At 72.8% G+C, this 15,829-nt stretch carries 17 protein-coding genes; 11 read left to right on the top strand and 6 right to left on the bottom strand.

Going from position 1 to position 15,829, the window contains the following annotated elements; translation table 11 throughout:
- Window positions 1–8: 8 nt before the first annotated feature.
- Genes cobT through H565_RS0112085 form a run of 5 tightly spaced genes read right to left on the bottom strand, consistent with a single transcriptional unit; the run spans window position 9 to window position 4,799 of the window.
- Window positions 9–1,085, bottom strand: a complete 1,077-nt coding sequence (gene cobT / locus H565_RS0112105) for a nicotinate-nucleotide--dimethylbenzimidazole phosphoribosyltransferase (RefSeq protein WP_027461263.1) — start codon at window positions 1,083–1,085, stop codon at window positions 9–11.
- A complete protein-coding gene (gene cobU, locus H565_RS0112100; protein ID WP_081851675.1) occupies window positions 1,082–1,666 on the bottom strand; it encodes a bifunctional adenosylcobinamide kinase/adenosylcobinamide-phosphate guanylyltransferase in 585 nt (194 codons plus the stop codon). Before cobU ends, cobT begins: the two co-directional genes overlap by 4 nt.
- A 49-nt stretch (window positions 1,667–1,715) precedes the next feature.
- On the bottom strand, window positions 1,716–2,285 hold the full coding sequence (locus tag H565_RS0112095; RefSeq protein ID WP_034409443.1) for a histidine phosphatase family protein: 570 nt from the start codon (window positions 2,283–2,285) through the stop codon (window positions 1,716–1,718).
- Window positions 2,285–3,037 carry an adenosylcobinamide-GDP ribazoletransferase gene (locus H565_RS0112090; RefSeq protein ID WP_051363598.1) on the bottom strand — a complete coding sequence of 251 codons (753 nt, stop codon included), beginning with the start codon at window positions 3,035–3,037 and terminating at the stop codon, window positions 2,285–2,287. Before H565_RS0112090 ends, H565_RS0112095 begins: the two co-directional genes overlap by 1 nt.
- Before the next feature lie 52 nt (window positions 3,038–3,089).
- On the bottom strand, window positions 3,090–4,799 hold the full coding sequence (locus H565_RS0112085; RefSeq protein ID WP_084542983.1) for a long-chain-fatty-acid--CoA ligase: 1,710 nt from the start codon (window positions 4,797–4,799) through the stop codon (window positions 3,090–3,092).
- A 186-nt stretch (window positions 4,800–4,985) separates the two neighbouring features.
- Between H565_RS0112085 and H565_RS0112080 the strand changes: the two genes are divergently transcribed.
- The 11 genes from H565_RS0112080 (at window position 4,986) to H565_RS0112030 (ending at window position 15,366) form a co-directional block, all read left to right on the top strand.
- On the top strand, window positions 4,986–6,278 hold the full coding sequence (locus tag H565_RS0112080; protein WP_027461258.1) for a hydroxyacid-oxoacid transhydrogenase: 1,293 nt from the start codon (window positions 4,986–4,988) through the stop codon (window positions 6,276–6,278).
- A gap of 28 nt (window positions 6,279–6,306) precedes the next feature.
- Window positions 6,307–6,834, top strand: coding sequence for a DinB family protein (locus H565_RS0112075; RefSeq protein WP_027461257.1), 528 nt, complete (start codon window positions 6,307–6,309; stop codon window positions 6,832–6,834).
- A gap of 241 nt (window positions 6,835–7,075) precedes the next feature.
- The gene (gene lysS, locus H565_RS15340) at window positions 7,076–8,284 is read left to right on the top strand and encodes a homocitrate synthase (RefSeq protein ID WP_084542982.1); all 1,209 of its coding nucleotides are present in this window, start codon (window positions 7,076–7,078) and stop codon (window positions 8,282–8,284) included.
- Window positions 8,256–9,524: a 3-isopropylmalate dehydratase large subunit gene (locus H565_RS0112065; protein ID WP_034403848.1), complete on the top strand. Its 1,269-nt coding sequence runs from the start codon at window positions 8,256–8,258 to the stop codon at window positions 9,522–9,524. Before lysS ends, H565_RS0112065 begins: the two co-directional genes overlap by 29 nt.
- Window positions 9,525–9,546: 22 nt before the next feature.
- A complete protein-coding gene (locus H565_RS0112060; protein WP_051363597.1) occupies window positions 9,547–10,083 on the top strand; it encodes a LeuD/DmdB family oxidoreductase small subunit in 537 nt (178 codons plus the stop codon).
- Window positions 10,084–10,141: 58 nt separating this feature from the next.
- A complete protein-coding gene (locus H565_RS16150; RefSeq protein ID WP_084542981.1) occupies window positions 10,142–10,306 on the top strand; it encodes a lysine biosynthesis protein LysW in 165 nt (54 codons plus the stop codon).
- The gene (lysX, locus tag H565_RS0112050) at window positions 10,306–11,199 is read left to right on the top strand and encodes a lysine biosynthesis protein LysX (protein WP_034409500.1); all 894 of its coding nucleotides are present in this window, start codon (window positions 10,306–10,308) and stop codon (window positions 11,197–11,199) included. The genes H565_RS16150 and lysX overlap by 1 nt, the downstream gene beginning before the upstream one ends.
- On the top strand, window positions 11,196–12,227 hold the full coding sequence (argC, locus tag H565_RS0112045; RefSeq protein WP_027461253.1) for an N-acetyl-gamma-glutamyl-phosphate reductase: 1,032 nt from the start codon (window positions 11,196–11,198) through the stop codon (window positions 12,225–12,227). The genes lysX and argC overlap by 4 nt, the downstream gene beginning before the upstream one ends.
- Window positions 12,228–12,248: 21 nt before the next feature.
- Window positions 12,249–13,118, top strand: coding sequence for a [LysW]-aminoadipate kinase (locus tag H565_RS15335; protein ID WP_051363596.1), 870 nt, complete (start codon window positions 12,249–12,251; stop codon window positions 13,116–13,118).
- Window positions 13,115–14,281: an aspartate aminotransferase family protein gene (locus H565_RS0112035; protein WP_027461252.1), complete on the top strand. Its 1,167-nt coding sequence runs from the start codon at window positions 13,115–13,117 to the stop codon at window positions 14,279–14,281. Before H565_RS15335 ends, H565_RS0112035 begins: the two co-directional genes overlap by 4 nt.
- Entirely contained in the window at window positions 14,278–15,366 is a 1,089-nt protein-coding gene (locus tag H565_RS0112030; protein WP_211232132.1) for a [LysW]-lysine hydrolase, read from the top strand. Before H565_RS0112035 ends, H565_RS0112030 begins: the two co-directional genes overlap by 4 nt.
- A 4-nt stretch (window positions 15,367–15,370) precedes the next feature.
- On the opposite strand, the gene H565_RS0112025 is transcribed toward H565_RS0112030, so the two are convergent.
- Window positions 15,371–15,817, bottom strand: a complete 447-nt coding sequence (locus H565_RS0112025) for a response regulator (RefSeq protein ID WP_027461250.1) — start codon at window positions 15,815–15,817, stop codon at window positions 15,371–15,373.
- Window positions 15,818–15,829 lie beyond the last annotated feature (12 nt).

Below are 15,829 nucleotides of genomic sequence, written 5' to 3'. Positions count from 1 at the left end.
GTCGGGGCCTACCCACCGCCCGGCACCGCCGCCTCGGCAAAGGTGCGCATCTCGCGCAGGGTGGCGGCGGCGGCGAGCAGCAGGGGCGCGGCCAGCAAGCCGCCCGTGCCCTCCCCCAGCCGCAGGCCCAGCCGGAACAGCGGCTTGAGGCCGAGGTGCGCGAGTTGTGCCGGGTGCCCGGTCTCGGCGCACTCGCCCGCCGGAAAGAGGAAATCGCGCAGAGCTGGCGCGAGCGCGACCCCGACCAGGGCGGCGGCCCCCTCGACAAAGCCGTCGAGGATGACGGCCCGCCGACTCGCCGCCCCCTGAAGCATCATGCCCAGCATGGCCGCCAGCTCGAAGCCGCCCAGGTCCGCGAGGACGCCCAGCGGGTCGGCGGGGTCACTGCCGCGCCGGGCGAGCGCCGTGCGCACGGCGGCGACCTTGCGCCCCAGCGTCTCGTCGTCCACCCCGGTGCCCCGGCCCGTGACGGCGGCGGGGTCCAGCCCCAGCAGGTGGGCGGTCAGCGCGGCGGCGGGCGTCGTGTTGCCGATGCCCATCTCGCCAGGAACCAGCAGGTCAGCCCCCCCCGCGATGGCCCGGCGGGCCAAGGCTGCCCCCGCCAGAATCAGTTGCTCCGTTTCCTCACGGGTCATCGCTGGGCCGTGGCGCAGGTCGCGGGTGCCCCGGCGCACGGCGGCCCGCGTCAGCGCCGGATGCTGCGGCAGCTCGGCGTTGACTCCCGCGTCCATCACGTACACCTGCGCTCCCAGGGTTCGGGCGATGGCGTTGACCGCTGCGCCACCGGGTCCGGCGGGTGTATCGGCCAGAAAGTTGGCGACCATTGCGGGCGTCACGGTGGGGGGGTAGGCGCTCACTCCTGCCGCCGCAACCCCGTGGTCCCCGGCGGCCACCAGAACGGCCACGCCCCGCGGATGGGGCCGCGGGGTGCCGAACCCCCCTGCCAGCCGCACCCCCAGCTCTTCGAGGTCGCCCAGCGCTCCGGCGGGTTTGGTGAGCTGGGCCTGACGCTCGCGGGCGCTTTGCAGGGCACCCGCGTCGGCGGGCTGGATGGAGGCCAGCAGGGCCGCGAGGTCAGGCGTCATCGCCCCTCCTGAGCGGGCTTGAGCCGCAGCGGGAGGCCACTCACCAGCAGCCACGCCTCATCACTCGCGGCGGCAGCGCTTTGGTTGACCCACCCCAACACGTCGCGGTACCGCCGGGCCAACGCTCCGACCGGCACGATGCCCAAGCCCACCTCGTTGGTCACGAGGATGGTCAGGCCAGGGCGGGCGCGGGCGGCGGCGAGCAGGGTGGCGGCGCGGTCAAGCAGCGCCTCATCGGGAAGGCCCGCCAGCATGAGATTGCTCACCCACAGGCTCAGGCAATCGAGGAGCACCGTCGGCGTAGAAGCGCCGCGCAAGGCTCCGGACGCGTCTAAGGGTTCTTCGACTGTCTCCCAAGCAGCTGGACGGTCCGCGCGGTGGCGGGCGATACGGGCCTGCATCTCCGGGTCGAGGGCCTGGGCGGTGGCGAGGTAGGTCACGGCCTCGCCCGACGCGGCGGCGAGACCTGCTGCAAAGGCGCTTTTGCCGCTGCGGGCACCCCCAGTCACGAGGACGATCACCGCCGTCCTCGCTGGGGCCGCTGAGGGGACCCTCACGGGGAGGGCGTTTTCGGAGAGCATTCGGGCAGGGTACCAAAGAGCCGGGCCGCAGACACGGGGCGAGGCCGCATCAGGCGAGCGGCCCGCCCAAGCGGGTCAGCCACCACCCGCCGCTTGCCCGCTTCAGGATGACCACGCCGCCCGGAGGCACCTCTGCCGCCCGCAGCCCAACCGTCAGGCGCAGGGCCGCCAGGATGACCCCCGCGTGGGTGCAGGCGACGACCTCCCCCCCACTGGGCAGCGCCTCCAGCCACCCCTGCACCCGCCCATGAAACGTCCGGCCCGTCTCCCCTCCCGGCGGTCCGTGGTCGGCGGCGGGGTCGGCCAGGGCCTCAATCCAGCTCCGGGGAAGGTCGCCCAACCGAGCCTCCAACTCGGCCCAGGTCTGGCCTGCCATCACCCCGAAACGGGCCTCGGCGAGGGCCGGGGTGGGCGCGGCGTGGGGAAATCCGGCGAGCGCCGCCGTCTCGCGGGTTCGGCGGCTGGGAGAGGTCAGGGCCAGGGCCTGGGGCGGCAGCCGCAGCGAGGCGGCCAGCGCCCGGCCCTCCCCGGAGAGGCCCGCATCCTCGTCCTCGTGGGGATAGCGGCGCTCGGCGTTGGGCAGGGTGGGGGCGTGCCGCACGAGCCAGAGGGTCAGCATCAGGCCCGGCCCCAAGCGTAGGCCCCCAGCGCGAGCAACTCCCCGGTGACGATGAGGAGGCCATACACGTCCCCACTCAGGCCCCCGCCCAGCCGCCGGGCCGCGAAGTGCGCGGCGAGCAGCGTCCCCCCCAACGCGACCAGCGCGGCGGCCCAGGCCCCCGGCAACAGCAGAGCGGGCAGCGCGAGGAGCAGGGCGGGGAGGAAACGGCCCTCGCGCGAGCGGGCCCCCAGCGACTCTGCCCGCGCCGCCGGGTACAGGTTCATGGGCAGCAGTACGCCCAACCGCGCGAGGACCGCCGCGACCAGGGGTGCGTGCGGGGGCAAGGCGGCCCCCAGCAGGCTCCAGAGGGTGACGAGTGCGAGCACCCCGGTCGCCAGCCCAAAGGCCCCCACGTGTACGTCCCGCAGGATAGCGAGCCGCTGTTCCGGAGTCTTCATCGCGAAGAGGGCGTCCGCGCTGTCGACCAAGCCGTCAAAATGCAGCATTCCGGTCGCCGCCAGCCAGACTCCTACACCAAGCGCTGCGCGAACCCCATCCGGCAGGGGCAGCGGCAACCACAGCACCAGCGCGACCGCCCCCCCCATCGCGTATCCGGCGAGCGGATAAAAGGCGCTCGCCCGCCCAAAGTCCCCCTCGCGCACCTCGCGGACATGCGGCAGGGGGAACGTGGTCAGGAAGGTGAGGGCCAGGTGCGCGGCGTCCAGGTGCCGCCGTAGGAATGAACGGGAGTCAGGTGGGGGCCGGGTCACCGGGGCATGCTGGCACAGGCGGGGAGCGGGGCCAACCTGACCCCTACCCGCCTTACCCAGTCTTCCCCCCCAGCGCGGCGCGGGCCTGTTCTTGCAAGAGCCGCCAAGCCACCTTGCCGGTCGCGCCCCGCGGCAGGCTCTCCACGAACTCGTAGTCGCGCGGCACCTTGTAGGTCGCCATCTGGGTTCTGGCCCAGGCTTCAATCTCCTCGGCGGTGATCTGCTGGCCAGGCCGCAAGACAATCAGGGCGCGAGCACGTTCCCCCGTACGCTCGTCGGGCACCGCAATCACGCAAGCTTCCTGAATGGCGGGGTGGCCGTGCAGGACATTTTCGACCTCGGCGGGCCAGACTTTCATGCCCGACACATTGACCATCCGCTTGAGTCGGTCGGTGAAAAAGAAGTACCCCTCCTCGTCCATGTAGCCCAGGTCGCCGGAGCGGAAAAAGCGCTGGCCATCCAGCTCGGTAAAGGCCTCCGAGGTCGCGTCCGGGCGGTTCCAGTAGCCCCGCATGACCTGGTCGCCGCGCAGCACGATTTCGCCCACCCCGCCGGGGGGCAGCTCGCGCCCACTGTCGAGGTCGAGGATGCGGGCGTCTACCCCGAACAGCGGGATGCCCAGGCATTGCAGTTTCTGGCGACCCTTGGGGTTGGAGTGCGTCTGGGCCATCGTCTCGGTCAGGCCGTAGCCCTCGGTGAAGGTGATGCCGGTCAGGTCGAGGAGCCGCTGTCCCACCGCCGCCGGGAGGCTCGCCCCGCCGCCCGTCACGTTCCTCAGGGTGGCGAGGTCAGCGGGGTCAAAGTTCGGGGACGCCATCAGGTCGATCACCATCGTGGCCGTGTTCGTCCAGAGGGTCACCCCCCGGTCACGGATAAGCTGCCGGGCCGCGTCCCGGTCCCAGCGGGCGAGCGCGACGATCGTGCCGCCTCCGCACAGGGGCGCGAGCAGGCTGTTGACAAAGCCCGTCACGTGGAAAAAGGGCAGCGAGGCCAGGAACACGTCCTCGACCGTGCCGTCCACCCAGGCCCCAGCCCCAAAGACGTTCGCCTGCACGCTGCGGTGGGTGTGCATGCAGCCCTTGGGCAGCCCGGTCGTGCCGCTGGTGTACGGGAGAACGGCCAGGTCCTCAGGGCCGACCTCGGCGGCGGGGGCGGGAGCCGCCTTCAGCGCCGCTTCTAGGGTCACGTCGCCGGGGTGCAGCTCCGGGGTCACGTCCAACTCCTGGGGCAGCGGGACCCCCGCCCGGTCCGCGTCGGTGCCGTGCATCACGTTGGCGACGACCGCGTGGGCGAGGCCCCCCGCCTTCGCCTTCTCGTACAGCTCGGCCCCCACCACCCCGGCGCGAATCCCGGCGTCCTGGAGGAAGAAGCCGAACTCGCGGGCCTGGAGCATGGGGGCCAGGGGCACCACCACCGCGCCGAGGTGCCAGGCGGCGTGCGCGGCCATCGCCCAGGCGGGGCTGTTTTGCAGCCACACCGCCACCCGGTCCCCCTTGCCCACCCCCTGCGCGGCGAGGTGCCCGGCGAGGCGCTCGGCCCCGTCGCGTAGCTCGCGGTAACTCACCTCACGGCCATAGAACCACAGCGCCGCCTTGTCGGGGTAGCGCTCGGCAGACACGCGCAGGTTGTGCATCAGTCCGGTGCGCGGCACGGTCAAGGTGCGCGGCTTGCCGGGGGGCCAGTAGCGGCCCGCGGTGGGCGTGGCCGGGGCCACTGGGCGAGGAGTTTCGGTGGGGAGCTGAAGTTCGGGGTCGTGGGACATAGCGCAAAGACCTCCTGGGAGAAAAAACCGCAGAGACCGCCGCCCGCATCGGAAAAGCGGGACAGCCAGACCGCAACGTTGAAGATGGTCCGAGTGTAAGCCATCCGGCCCCGTTGGGGGAGCTGGCCACCTGCTCGTCACGTGACGAGCAGGTGACGGGATAGGCTGGGCAGCAGGAGGCCCGCTATGTCTATCCCTGCCCCCCACTCTGAGGACCAGACGCCCCGCGAAACGCTCTTTAGCGTCGAGGCTACCCCCTTCAAGTTCGGCCCCGGCGCGGCAGCGGAGGCGGGCTGGGAGGCCGCGCGGCTGGGAATGCGCCGGGCCTTTGCCGTAATCGACGCCGCCCTGGCCGGGGGCGAGGCCGCCGAGCGGGTGCTGGCGAGCCTGCGGGAGGCGGGGGTGGAAACCCTGCTCTACACCGACGTGCGGGTCGAACCCGACCGCGAGAGCCTGGAGCGGGCGGGGGCGGCGGCGCGGGCGGCGGGGGCCGACGGCTTCGTCGCGCTGGGGGGCGGGTCCACCATCGATACGGCGAAGGTCGCCAACCTGCTCGCCACCCACGGCGGCACGGTGATGGACTGGGTCAATCCTCCGCTGGGCGGGGGACGCGCCGTGCCGGGACCACTGCGCCCGCTGCTGGCGATTCCCACGACCGCCGGGTCGGGGTCAGAAGCGACGACGGTCGCCATCCTCGACCTGCCGGAGCTGGGGGTCAAAAGCGGCATCAGCCACCGATACTTACGGCCCACGCAGGCGCTGGTCGACCCCGAACTCAGCCGCACGGCCCCGCCGGGGGTCATCGCGGCGGCGGGGCTGGACGTCGTGTGCCACGCCGCCGAAAGCCTGCTCAGCCGCCCCTATACCTCGCGCCCGCGGCCCAGGTCACCCGCCGAACGCCCCCCCTACCAGGGCAGCAACCCGGTTGCCGACCTGTGGTCAGCGCAGGCCCTGCGCTGGGGCGGCGCGTACCTGCGCCGGGCGGTGGCCGACCCGGAGGACCTGGAGGCCAGGGGCTTCATGATGCTCGCGGCGACGATGGCGGGCGCAGGCTTCGGGTCGGCGGGGGTGCATATTCCACATGCCTGCGCGTACCCGGTCGCGGGGCTGCGGCACAGCTACCGGGCCGCCGGGTACCCGCCGGGCCGCGCTTTTATTCCCCACGGCCTGAGCGTGATCGTGACCGCCCCCGCCGCGTTCCGTTTTACCTTCGCGGCGGACCCAGCGGGGCACGTCCGCGCCGCCTCGCTGCTGACGGGCCGCGAGCACGCCCCGGAGGACGAGGACGCCCTGCCGAATGCGCTGCGGGGCCTGATGCGCGACGTGGGTGCCCCCACCAGCCTGACCGAGCTGGGCTACGGCGAGGCCGACCTGCCCGCGCTGGTCGCGGGTGCCCTGAAGCAGCAGCGGTTGCTGGCGGTCGCCCCCCGCACGCCGGACGCGGCGGACCTGGAGGCGATTTTCCGGGCGTCGCTTTAGCCGGAAGCGGCGCGGCGTACACTGCGGCATGACCCCACAAGAGGAAGCCTGGGCGCAGGCGGTCGCCGCACTGCGCCGCCTGGGAGCCACCGGAGACGAGGTCGCGGCGCGGCTGGAGCGCGAGCTGGACGCTTTCGAGCGGGCCGTCGCGGGGGCGCAGGCCCGCTGGCACGTGCCCCTGCCGGGACGCGAGTGGACGGCTGCGCAGGAAGCCGAGCACGTCCTGCTCGTCAACGAGGGCAGCGCCCGCATCGCCGCGCTCCTGGCCTCAGACCGCCCGCTGCGGCCCGTCCCCCGCACCCCCGGCGAGGAAAGGGACGGCAAGCGCCAGGCCCCGGAGGGCACCCGCCCCGGCCCCGGCCAACCCTGGGAGGCCCTCGCGGAGCGGCACCGGGCGGCGCGGGCACAGCTCCTGGCGCTCGCGGCGCAGGCCGGGGACGACCCAGGGCGTACCTTTTTTCACCCTTTCATGGGCGACCTCACCGCGCTCGACTGGCTGCGGATGGCGGCCTACCACATCGGCCACCACCGTCGGCAACTGGAGGGGGCAGGATAGCCCAACCCGTTCCCACTCAGGCACTTTACAAACGCAAATAGCTTGACATTCTTTCAAGCCACTTGTAAACTTCAGCCCATGAATCTCTTCTCCTTCGCCAGCAAAAAATCCACCTCGCCCCCTGGGTGAGGTGAGAGCTGCTGCCGTCGAGAAAAGACGCGCCCCGCCTGACCCCGAAGCCAGGCGGGGCCTTGTTGTGTTCTGCCGCCCCCCTTCCCCCCCCCTTTCTGCCGGAGGCACCATGACCCCAGCCCCAGCTCGCCGCCCCCTTCTGGTCGACACCACCCTGCGCGAGGGAGAACAGTTTGCTGCCGCGCACTTCAGTTCGGAAGACAAGCGCCGCCTCGCCCTGGCGCTCGACGCTTTCGGGGTGGACTACCTCGAACACACCTCGCCGGTGGCCTCGCCGGGCAGCGAGCGCGACCTGCGGATGCTGACCGGGTTGGGCCTGCGGGCACGTGTGGTCACCCACGTCCGCTGCCAGGAGGACGACGTGCGCCGGGCGCTCGGTTGCGGGGTGGACGGGGTGAACCTGCTGTTCGGGACCTCGGCGCTGCTGCGGGCGGCCAGCCACGGGCGCGGGATAGACGAACTGCTCGCCGAGGCGCAGGCGGCCATCCGGCTCGCGCGGGGGGCGGGGGTGGAGGTGCGCTTCTCCTGCGAGGACGCCTTTCGTACCGAGACCGCCGACCTGCTGCGGATTTACACGGCGGTGGACGCCTGGGGGGTGGACCGGGTGGGCGTGGCCGACACGGTGGGCGTGGCCACCCCGCAGGAGGTCGAGCGCTTGGTGAGTACGGTGCGGGCAGCGGTGCGCTGCGACATCGAGTTTCACGGGCACAACGACGGCGGTTGCGCGGTCGCCAACGCCGCCGCCGCGTTCGGGGCGGGTGCCACCCACCTCAATGTGACCGTGCTGGGCCTCGGCGAGCGCAATGGGATTGCGCCCCTTTCCGGGCTGGTGGCCCGGCTGTACCTCACTGACCCCGCGCTGGTGGCCCGCTACGACCTCGCCGCCCTGCCCGCCCTCGACCGGATGGTCGCGGACATGGTGGGCGTGCCGGTCCCCTTCAACGCCTGCATCACCGGCGAGACCGCCTTTACCCACAAAGCGGGACTGCACACCAACGCGGTGCTGCGCGAGCCGCGCTCGTACGAGGCGCTCGACCCCGCCGTCTTCGGGCGCGAGCGGCAGGTGCTCGCGGGCAGCCGCCTGACCGGACGGCACGCTGTCGCCCACCGCGCCGCTCGGCTGGGCGTGCCGCTTTCGCCCGAACAGGTGCGCCGCCTGACCGCCGAGGTCAAGGCTGCCGCTGACGCGGGGGCGCTCACCGACGACGAACTCGACGCCCGCATCTGCGCCTTTGCCCGCTCGCTCCCCGACGCCCCCCCCTCGCTTCCAACGGCTGAAAGGACCTTCCATGACTCTCCCCCCTCAAACCCTCGCTGAACAGATTCTCTCGCACGCCTGCGGGCGGCCCGTCTATGCCGGGGAGGTCGTCACCTGCGCGGTCGACCTGGCGATGGTGCACGACTCCATCGCGCCCGCCGTCATCCGCATCCTGACGGAGGAACTGGGTGCCTCCGGGGTGTGGGACCGCGAGCGGGTGGCGGTCGCCATCGACCACGTGGCCCCCGCCGCCACCATCCAGACCGCGACTGCCCAAGACGGGGTGCGGCGCTGGGCGCTGGAGCAGGAGCTGCCGCACTTTTTCGAGACGGGCCGGGGCATCTGCCACCAGGTCCTCCTGGAAGAGCGGCTCGCGCGGCCTGGCCTCTTGGTCGTCGGCTCGGATTCGCACTCCACGGCCTACGGGGCGGTGGGGGCCTTTGGCACCGGGATGGGAGCGACCGATATCGCCCTCGCCCTGGCGACCGGGCAGACCTGGCTGCGGGTGCCGAGCACCGTACTCGTCCGCGCCCGCGGCGAGCTGCGCCCCGGCGTCTCGGCCAAGGACGTGGCCCTGTTCATCGCCCGCGAGCTGCGGGCGGACGGGGCGACCTACGAAGCCCTGGAGTACCACGGCTTTGACGCCTTTAGCCTGGGCGAGCGCACCACCCTCACCAGCATGGCGGTCGAGGTCGGGGCCAAAGCGGGCATCGTGGCCCCGACGGGCGCGGCCCTGGCCGACGACGAGGTGCCCGAATGGCTGGGGGTGCAGCCCGGCGCGACCTACCGCCGGGTGCTGGACGTGGACCTCACCGCGCTCGAACCGCAGGTGGCGGCCCCCAACTTCGTGGACAACGTGACCGACCTGGGCGAGGTCGCCCCCAGTGAGCGCGTTCCCGTCAATGTCGTCTATCTGGGCACCTGCACGAATGGCCGCCACGAGGACATGGCGGCGGCGGCCCGCATCCTGCGCGGGCGGCGGGTGGCGCGGGGGGTGCGGCTCATCGTGGTGCCCGCGTCCTCGCAGGCCCTCCAGCAGGCCGCCGAGGACGGCACCCTGAGCACCCTGCTCGCGGCGGGCGCGGCCATCGGCACGCCGGGCTGTGGGGCCTGCATCGGGCGGCATATGGGCGTGCTCGCCCCCGGCGACGTGTGCGTCTTTACCGGCAACCGCAACTTCCGCGGACGAATGGGCAGCCCCGACGCCCGGATTTACCTCGCCTCGCCGGAGGTGGCCGCCGCGACCGCCGTCACCGGGTACCTCACCGACCCGCGCACCCTCGCTTCCCTCCCCGCCTGACCCCCTTCCCGGAGGCCCTGCCATGACCCTGACCCCCCCTCCTCCCCGCTCCGTCCCCACCCGCAGCGCCCGCGTCTGGCGCTTTGGGGCCGACGTGAACACCGACCAAATCGTGCCGGGGCGCTTTGCCCCCTACATGACCTCCGAAGCGGAGCTGCGCAAGGCTCCCTTTATCGAGGCGCGGCCAGAGTTCGCCGCCCAGGTGCAACCGGGCGACCTCATCGTCGCCGGGAACAACTTCGGCTGCGGTTCCTCGCGGGAGTACGCCCCCCAGGCGCTGAAGCTCGTGGGGGTGGGGGCCATCATCGCGCCCAGCTTTGCCCGCATCTTTTTCCGCAATGCACTCAATCTGGGCATCCCCGTCTTCGAGGCCGACCTGACGGACCTCGCGGACGGCGAGCGGGTGCACCTCGACCTAGAAGCGGCGCGCATCCACACGGCGGGGGGCGAGCGGCCCCTGCCCCCGCCCCCCGCCTGGATGCGCGAGGTCTGGCGGGCGGGCGGCATCGTGCCGTACTACCGCGCCCACGGGCGGTTTCCGGGGGTACCGGGAAGGTAAGCCGCCCGCCGCCAGTTGTTTGGTCCGTTTCTCGCCCTTTTTTCCCCAAGGAGTCCCCATGAACTGCCCCGAATGTGACGCCCCCCTGGCCCCCTTTGCGCCCGACACCACCGAAGGCGAGCTGCTGCCCTGCCCCGACTGCGGGGCCGAGCTGGAGGTGGTGTCGGTCTCGCCCCCCGCGGTCGCGCTCGCGCCGTCCGTCGAAGAGGACTGGGGCGAGTGATGGCGAGCGCCCCCCACCCCCGCCTCGCCGTCCTCGTCTCGCGGATTCGCACCGAGGAAAAGCTCCTCTTTGCCGAGCTGGAGCGCCGCCGCGTGCCCTACGCCCGGCTTGGTGACGGCGAGCTGGTGCTGGAGCTGCGGGAGCGCGACTTTCCTTACGAGACGGTGCTGGGGCGCTCGGTGTCGTACGGGCGCACCCTCTACACCCTGCGGGCGCTGGAAGCGCGGGGGGTGCGCTGCGTGAACTCCGCAGCGGTCGTCGAAACCTGCGGGGACAAGGCCCGCACCACGCTCGCGCTGGAGGCGGCGGGGGTGCCCACCCCCCGGACCCTGCTCGCCTTTACCCCCGCCGCGGCGCTGGAGGCCACCGAGCGCCTGGGCTACCCGGTGGTCTTCAAGCCCCTGGTGGGGTCGTGGGGGCGGCTGGTCTCGCGGGTGAACGACCGCGACGCGGCAGAAGCCCTGCTGGAGCACCTGGAGGTGCTGGGGTCCTGGCAGCAGCACGTCTATTACGTGCAGGAACACATTCGCAAGCCGGGGCGCGACCTGCGCGTCTTTGTGGTCGGAGACGAACCGGTCGCGGCGATTTACCGCACCTCTGCCCACTGGGTCACGAACACAGCGCGGGGCGCTCAGGCATCGAACTGCCCGCTGACCCACGGGGTGGGTGACCTCGCCGTGCGGGCGGCGCGGGCGGTGGGGGGCGGGGTCCTCGCGGTGGACCTGCTGGAGACGGAGGAAGGCGAGCTGCTGGTCAACGAGGTCAACCACAGCATGGAGTTTCGCAACTCGGTGGACACGACCGGGGTAGACATCCCCGGCGCGGTGGTGGACTACCTGCTCGCCGCAGCGCGGGCGGGGGCGGCCTCGTTCCGGCAGGAGGTGCTCGCTTGACCCGCGTCGCCATCGCGGGCGGCTCCGGGTACGTGGGCGGCGAGCTGCTGCGGCTGCTGCTGGGGCACCCGCAGGCCGAGGTCGTCGCCGTCAGCTCCGAGCGCCGAGCCGGGGGGTACGTGGCGGCCACACACCCCAACCTGCGCGGCTGGACCGACCTGCGCTTCGTGCCGCTGGCGGAGTTGCCGGAATGCGACGTGCTCATCACGGCCCTGCCGCACGGGTACGCGGCGGAGCACATCGGGGACCTCAGCTGCCTCGCTCCCCGCCTCATCGACTGCTCGGCGGACTTTCGGCTGGCTGACCCGGCGACGTACCGGGAGTGGTACGGGCGAGAGCACCCCGCCCCGGCGTGGCTGGAGCGCTTCGCCTACGGGCTGCCGGAGACGAACCGGGCGGCCATCCGGGAGGCGCGATATGTCTCCGGGGTGGGCTGCAACGCGACCGCTGTGAACCTCGCCCTGTGGCCGCTCGTGCGGGCTGGGCTGCTGGACCTCACCCGGCCCATCGTGGCGGACGTCAAGGTCGGCTCCTCGGAGGGCGGCGACCGGGCGAGCGAGTCGAGCCACCACCCGGAGCGCTCCCACGTCGTGCGCTCCTATGCCCCCACCGGACACCGCCATGCGGCGGAGGTGCGGCAGGTGCTGGGGGTGGACGCCGAGCTGTCGGTCACGTCCGTCGAACTCGTGCGCGGGGCGCTGGCCACGGTGCACGCCTGGCTGCGCGAACCGCCCGAAGAGCGCACGCTCTGGCGGGCGTACCGGGCCGCCTACGCCCAGGAACCCTTTGTCCGCATCGTCCACGAAAAGGGCGGCAACTATCGCCACCCCGAACCCAAGATTCTGTGGGGCACCAACCTCGCCGACGTGGGCTGGAGCGCCGACCCCCGCACGGGCCGCATCGTCGCCCTGTGTGCCCTCGACAACCTGATGAAGGGGGCGGCAGGCACGGCGGTGCAGGCCCTCAACCTCATGTGCGGCTGGCCGGAAGACGCCGGGCTGCGGCTGGCCGGGCTGCACCCGGTCTGACCCCCCAAGGAGACCCCTGCTATGACCCCCTTCCTCGCCACGACCTCTCCCCTCGTCATCAAGATTGGCGGTGCTCAGAACATCGACCCGCGGGCGCTGGGCCACGACCTCGCCGCCGAGTGGCACCGGGGGCGTCCGCTTGTCGCCTTGCATGGCGGCTCTGCCGAGACGGACGCCCTCGCCGCCGCCCTGGGCCACCCCCCCCGCTTCCTGACCTCGCCGTCGGGCCACGTCAGCCGCCACACCGACCGCCGGACCCTGGAAATCTTTGCGATGGCGACCGCCCGCGTCAACCGCCTGCTGGTCGAAACCTTGCAGGGCCTGGGGGTGAATGCGCTGGGCCTGTGCGGGGCCGACGGCCAGCTCCTGCGGGCGCGGCGCAAGGCGGCTCAGCGCCACGTGGAGGAGGGGGGCCGGGTGCGCCTGGTGCGGGACGACTGGACGGGCACGGTGACGGGGGCGAGCGGGGACCTCCTGCGCTTGCTGCTGGAGGCGGGATACCTCCCGGTGGTCGCGCCCCTCGCGCTGGGAGAGGGGGGCGAGCTGCTCAATGTGGACGGGGACCGGGCCGCCGCCGCCGTCGCGGGGGCGCTGGGGGCAGGGGCCTTGCTGCTGCTGAGCAATGTGCCCGGCCTGCTGCGGGCGTATCCCGACGAGGCCAGCCTGGTGGGGCACCTTCCCGCCGAGCGGCTGGACGAAGCGGGGCGGTGGGCCCAGGGCCGCATGAAGCGCAAGGTCCTCGCGGCGGGCGAGGCGCTCGCGGCGGGGGTGCCCCGCGTCGTCATCGGGGACGCCCGGCGCGAGCGGCCCGTGCGGGACGCGCTCGCGGGCCGGGGCACCGTGCTGGGGCAGCCCCTTACCCCCCAGCCCTCGCCGGAGGTGCCCGCATGACCGCGGTGCCCCTCGCCCGCACCCTGGAAGCCCGGCACGGCAGCGGGGTCTATGCCAAGCGGCCCCTGACGCTCGTGCGCGGCCAGGGGGCCACCCTCTGGGACGAGGCGGGCCGGGCTTACCTCGACTGCGCCTCCGGGCAGGGGGTGGCGAATGTGGGACATGCCCACCCCCGCGTGGTCGCGGCGGTGCAGGCGCAGGCGGCCACCCTGCTGACCTGTCAGGAGGCGGTGCACAACGACGTGCGGGCGGCCTACCTCGCCGAACTCGCCGGGGTGTTGCCCGCAGGCCTCTCGCGGCTTTTCCTGTGCAACTCCGGCGCGGAGGCGGTCGAGGCGGCCCTCAAGTTCGCCCGCGCCAGCACCGGGCGGCCAGGCGTGGTGGCCCTGCGGCGCGGCTTTCATGGCCGCACCCTGGGGGCACTCAGCGCGACCTGGGAGGCTCACTACCGCGACCCCTTTTTGCCGCTGGTGCCGGAGTTCGGCCACGTAACCCCCGGCGACCGGGCCGGGCTGGACGCCGCCATCACCGAACGGACCGCCGCCGTCCTGCTGGAAATCGTGCAGGGGGAAGGGGGGGTGCGGCCCCTCGCCGACGACTTCCTGCGGGAGGCCGAGCGGCTGTGCCGCGAGCGGGGAGCGCTTCTCCTCGTGGACGAGGTGCAGACCGGCTTTGGGCGCACCGGACGCCTGTTCGCCTGCGAACACAGCGGCCTGGAGCCGGACCTCCTCATCCTGGGCAAGGCCATCGCGGGGGGCGTGCCGATGGGAGCGGTCGCCCTCGGCCCGCGCGTGGGCCAGTTGGGGGTGGGCACCCATGGCTCGACCTTTGGCGGCAATCCCCTCGCGTGCGCGGCGGGGCGAGCGGTGCTCGCGGTGCTGCGCGAGGAAGGCCTGCCCGCCGAGGCCGCCCGCAAGGGCGAATGGCTGCTGGGGGCGCTGCGTGCCCTGCCGGGGCGGCGGGTGCGCGAGGTGCGCGGGCGGGGGCTGATGGTGGGGCTGGAGCTGCGCGAGCGGGTGGCCCCCCACCTGGCCGCCCTGCAAGAACGCGGCGTCCTCGCCCTCCCCGCCGGGCCGAGTGTGCTGCGGCTGCTGCCGCCGCTGGTGATTTCGGACGCCGAGCTGGAAGCGGTCGTGGGGGCACTCGCAGAGGTGCTCGCTTGACGGCCCTCTTTCCCCCCCTGAGCGCCGAAGAAGCGCTGCTGTGCGGCCTGGTCGCCATTCCCAGCGTGTCGGGAAAAGAACGGGAAGCCGCCACCTGGCTGGTCCGGCAGATGCGGGGGCTGGGCCTCGCCGCCCACGTCGACGCGGCGGGCAACGCGGTGGGCGTGCTGGGGACGGGCCGCCCGCAGACCGTCCTCTTGGGGCACCTCGACACCGTGCCCGGCGAGATTCCGGTGCGGGTGGAAGGCGGGGTGCTGTATGGGCGGGGGGCGGTGGACGCCAAGGGGGCGCTCGCCGCCTTTGTGGGCGCGGCGGCCCGACTCGCCCGGCGGGGGGACTGGCGCGGGCAGGTCGTCGTCGTGGGCTGCGTGGAAGAAGAAGCGCCCTCCAGCCGGGGGGCACACCACGCCGCCGGGGAGTATGCCCCCGACTTCTGCATTGTGGGCGAGCCGAGCGACTGGCGGCGGGTCACCCTGGGCTACAAGGGGTCGCTGCGGCTGCGTGCCCGCCTCACGGTGCCCGGCGGCCACTCGGCCCACCCCCGGCAGACTGCCGCCGAAGCGCTGGTAGCTTACTGGGGGCGGGTGGAGGGCTGGGCGGCGCAGCTCACCGGGCACGAGGCCCGCGTCTTCGACCAGCTCCAGCCTACTTTGCTGCACCTCAACTCACAGAGCGACGGCCTGCGCGAGACCGCCGTCGCCGAGCTGCACCTGCGCCTGCCGCCCGCGCATCCGCCCGGCCCGGTCCTGGCGGGGCTGCGGGCGCTGGGGGCTGACTTTCCCAGCCTGAGCCTGGAGGTCCTCGGCGAGTGCCCCGCCTTTCAGACCGGGCGCACCTCCCCCCTGGTGCGGACCTTTGCCCGTGCCATTCGGGCGCAGGGGGAGCAGCCGGGGCTGGTCCTCAAGACGGGGACCGCCGATCTCAACGTCGTCGGCCCGGTGTGGGGCTGCCCGGCGGTCGCCTACGGACCGGGGGACGCGGCCCTCGATCACACCCCGCACGAACGCCTTTCCCTCGCGGAGTTTGGGCGGGCGATAGACGTGCTGGAAGCGGTGCTGGGCGAGCTGCACCGCCCCGGCGAGTGAGGAACTAGGGCCGCTCCTTGGGCGAGAGCGCCGCCGTCGCAAACCAAAAGTTCCCGAAGGACTTGATGACCTCCACGAACTCGCTGATGGTGACGGGCTTGGGGATATAGGCGTTGGCGTGCAGGTTATAAGAGCGCCAGATGTCCGCCTCGGCGCGGGAGGTTGTCAGGACCACGACCGGGATGTTCCGCAGCTCGCCGTCCACCTTCAGCACGTCGAGGACCTCCAGGCCGCCCATGCGCGGCATGTTGAGGTCGAGCAAAATCACGTCGGGGGTCGCGGCCCCGGCGTACGGCCCCTCGCGCCGCAAGTAGGCCAGGGCGTCCACCCCGTCGCGGGCCACCCGCAGCGCGTGGGGAAAGTGGGCTTCCTCAAACGCCTCTTCGGTCAGGAGGATGTCAGCCGGATTGTCCTCGACGAGCAGGATTTCGATGGGTTTAGAGAGGGTCATGGGGCAGCGAGA

Source organism: Deinococcus murrayi DSM 11303 (genome assembly GCF_000482805.1).
Lineage (GTDB): Bacteria > Deinococcota > Deinococci > Deinococcales > Deinococcaceae > Deinococcus > Deinococcus murrayi.
The sequence above is the reverse complement of the archived record's forward strand: the minus strand, read 5'-3'. Positions and strand labels throughout refer to the sequence as shown.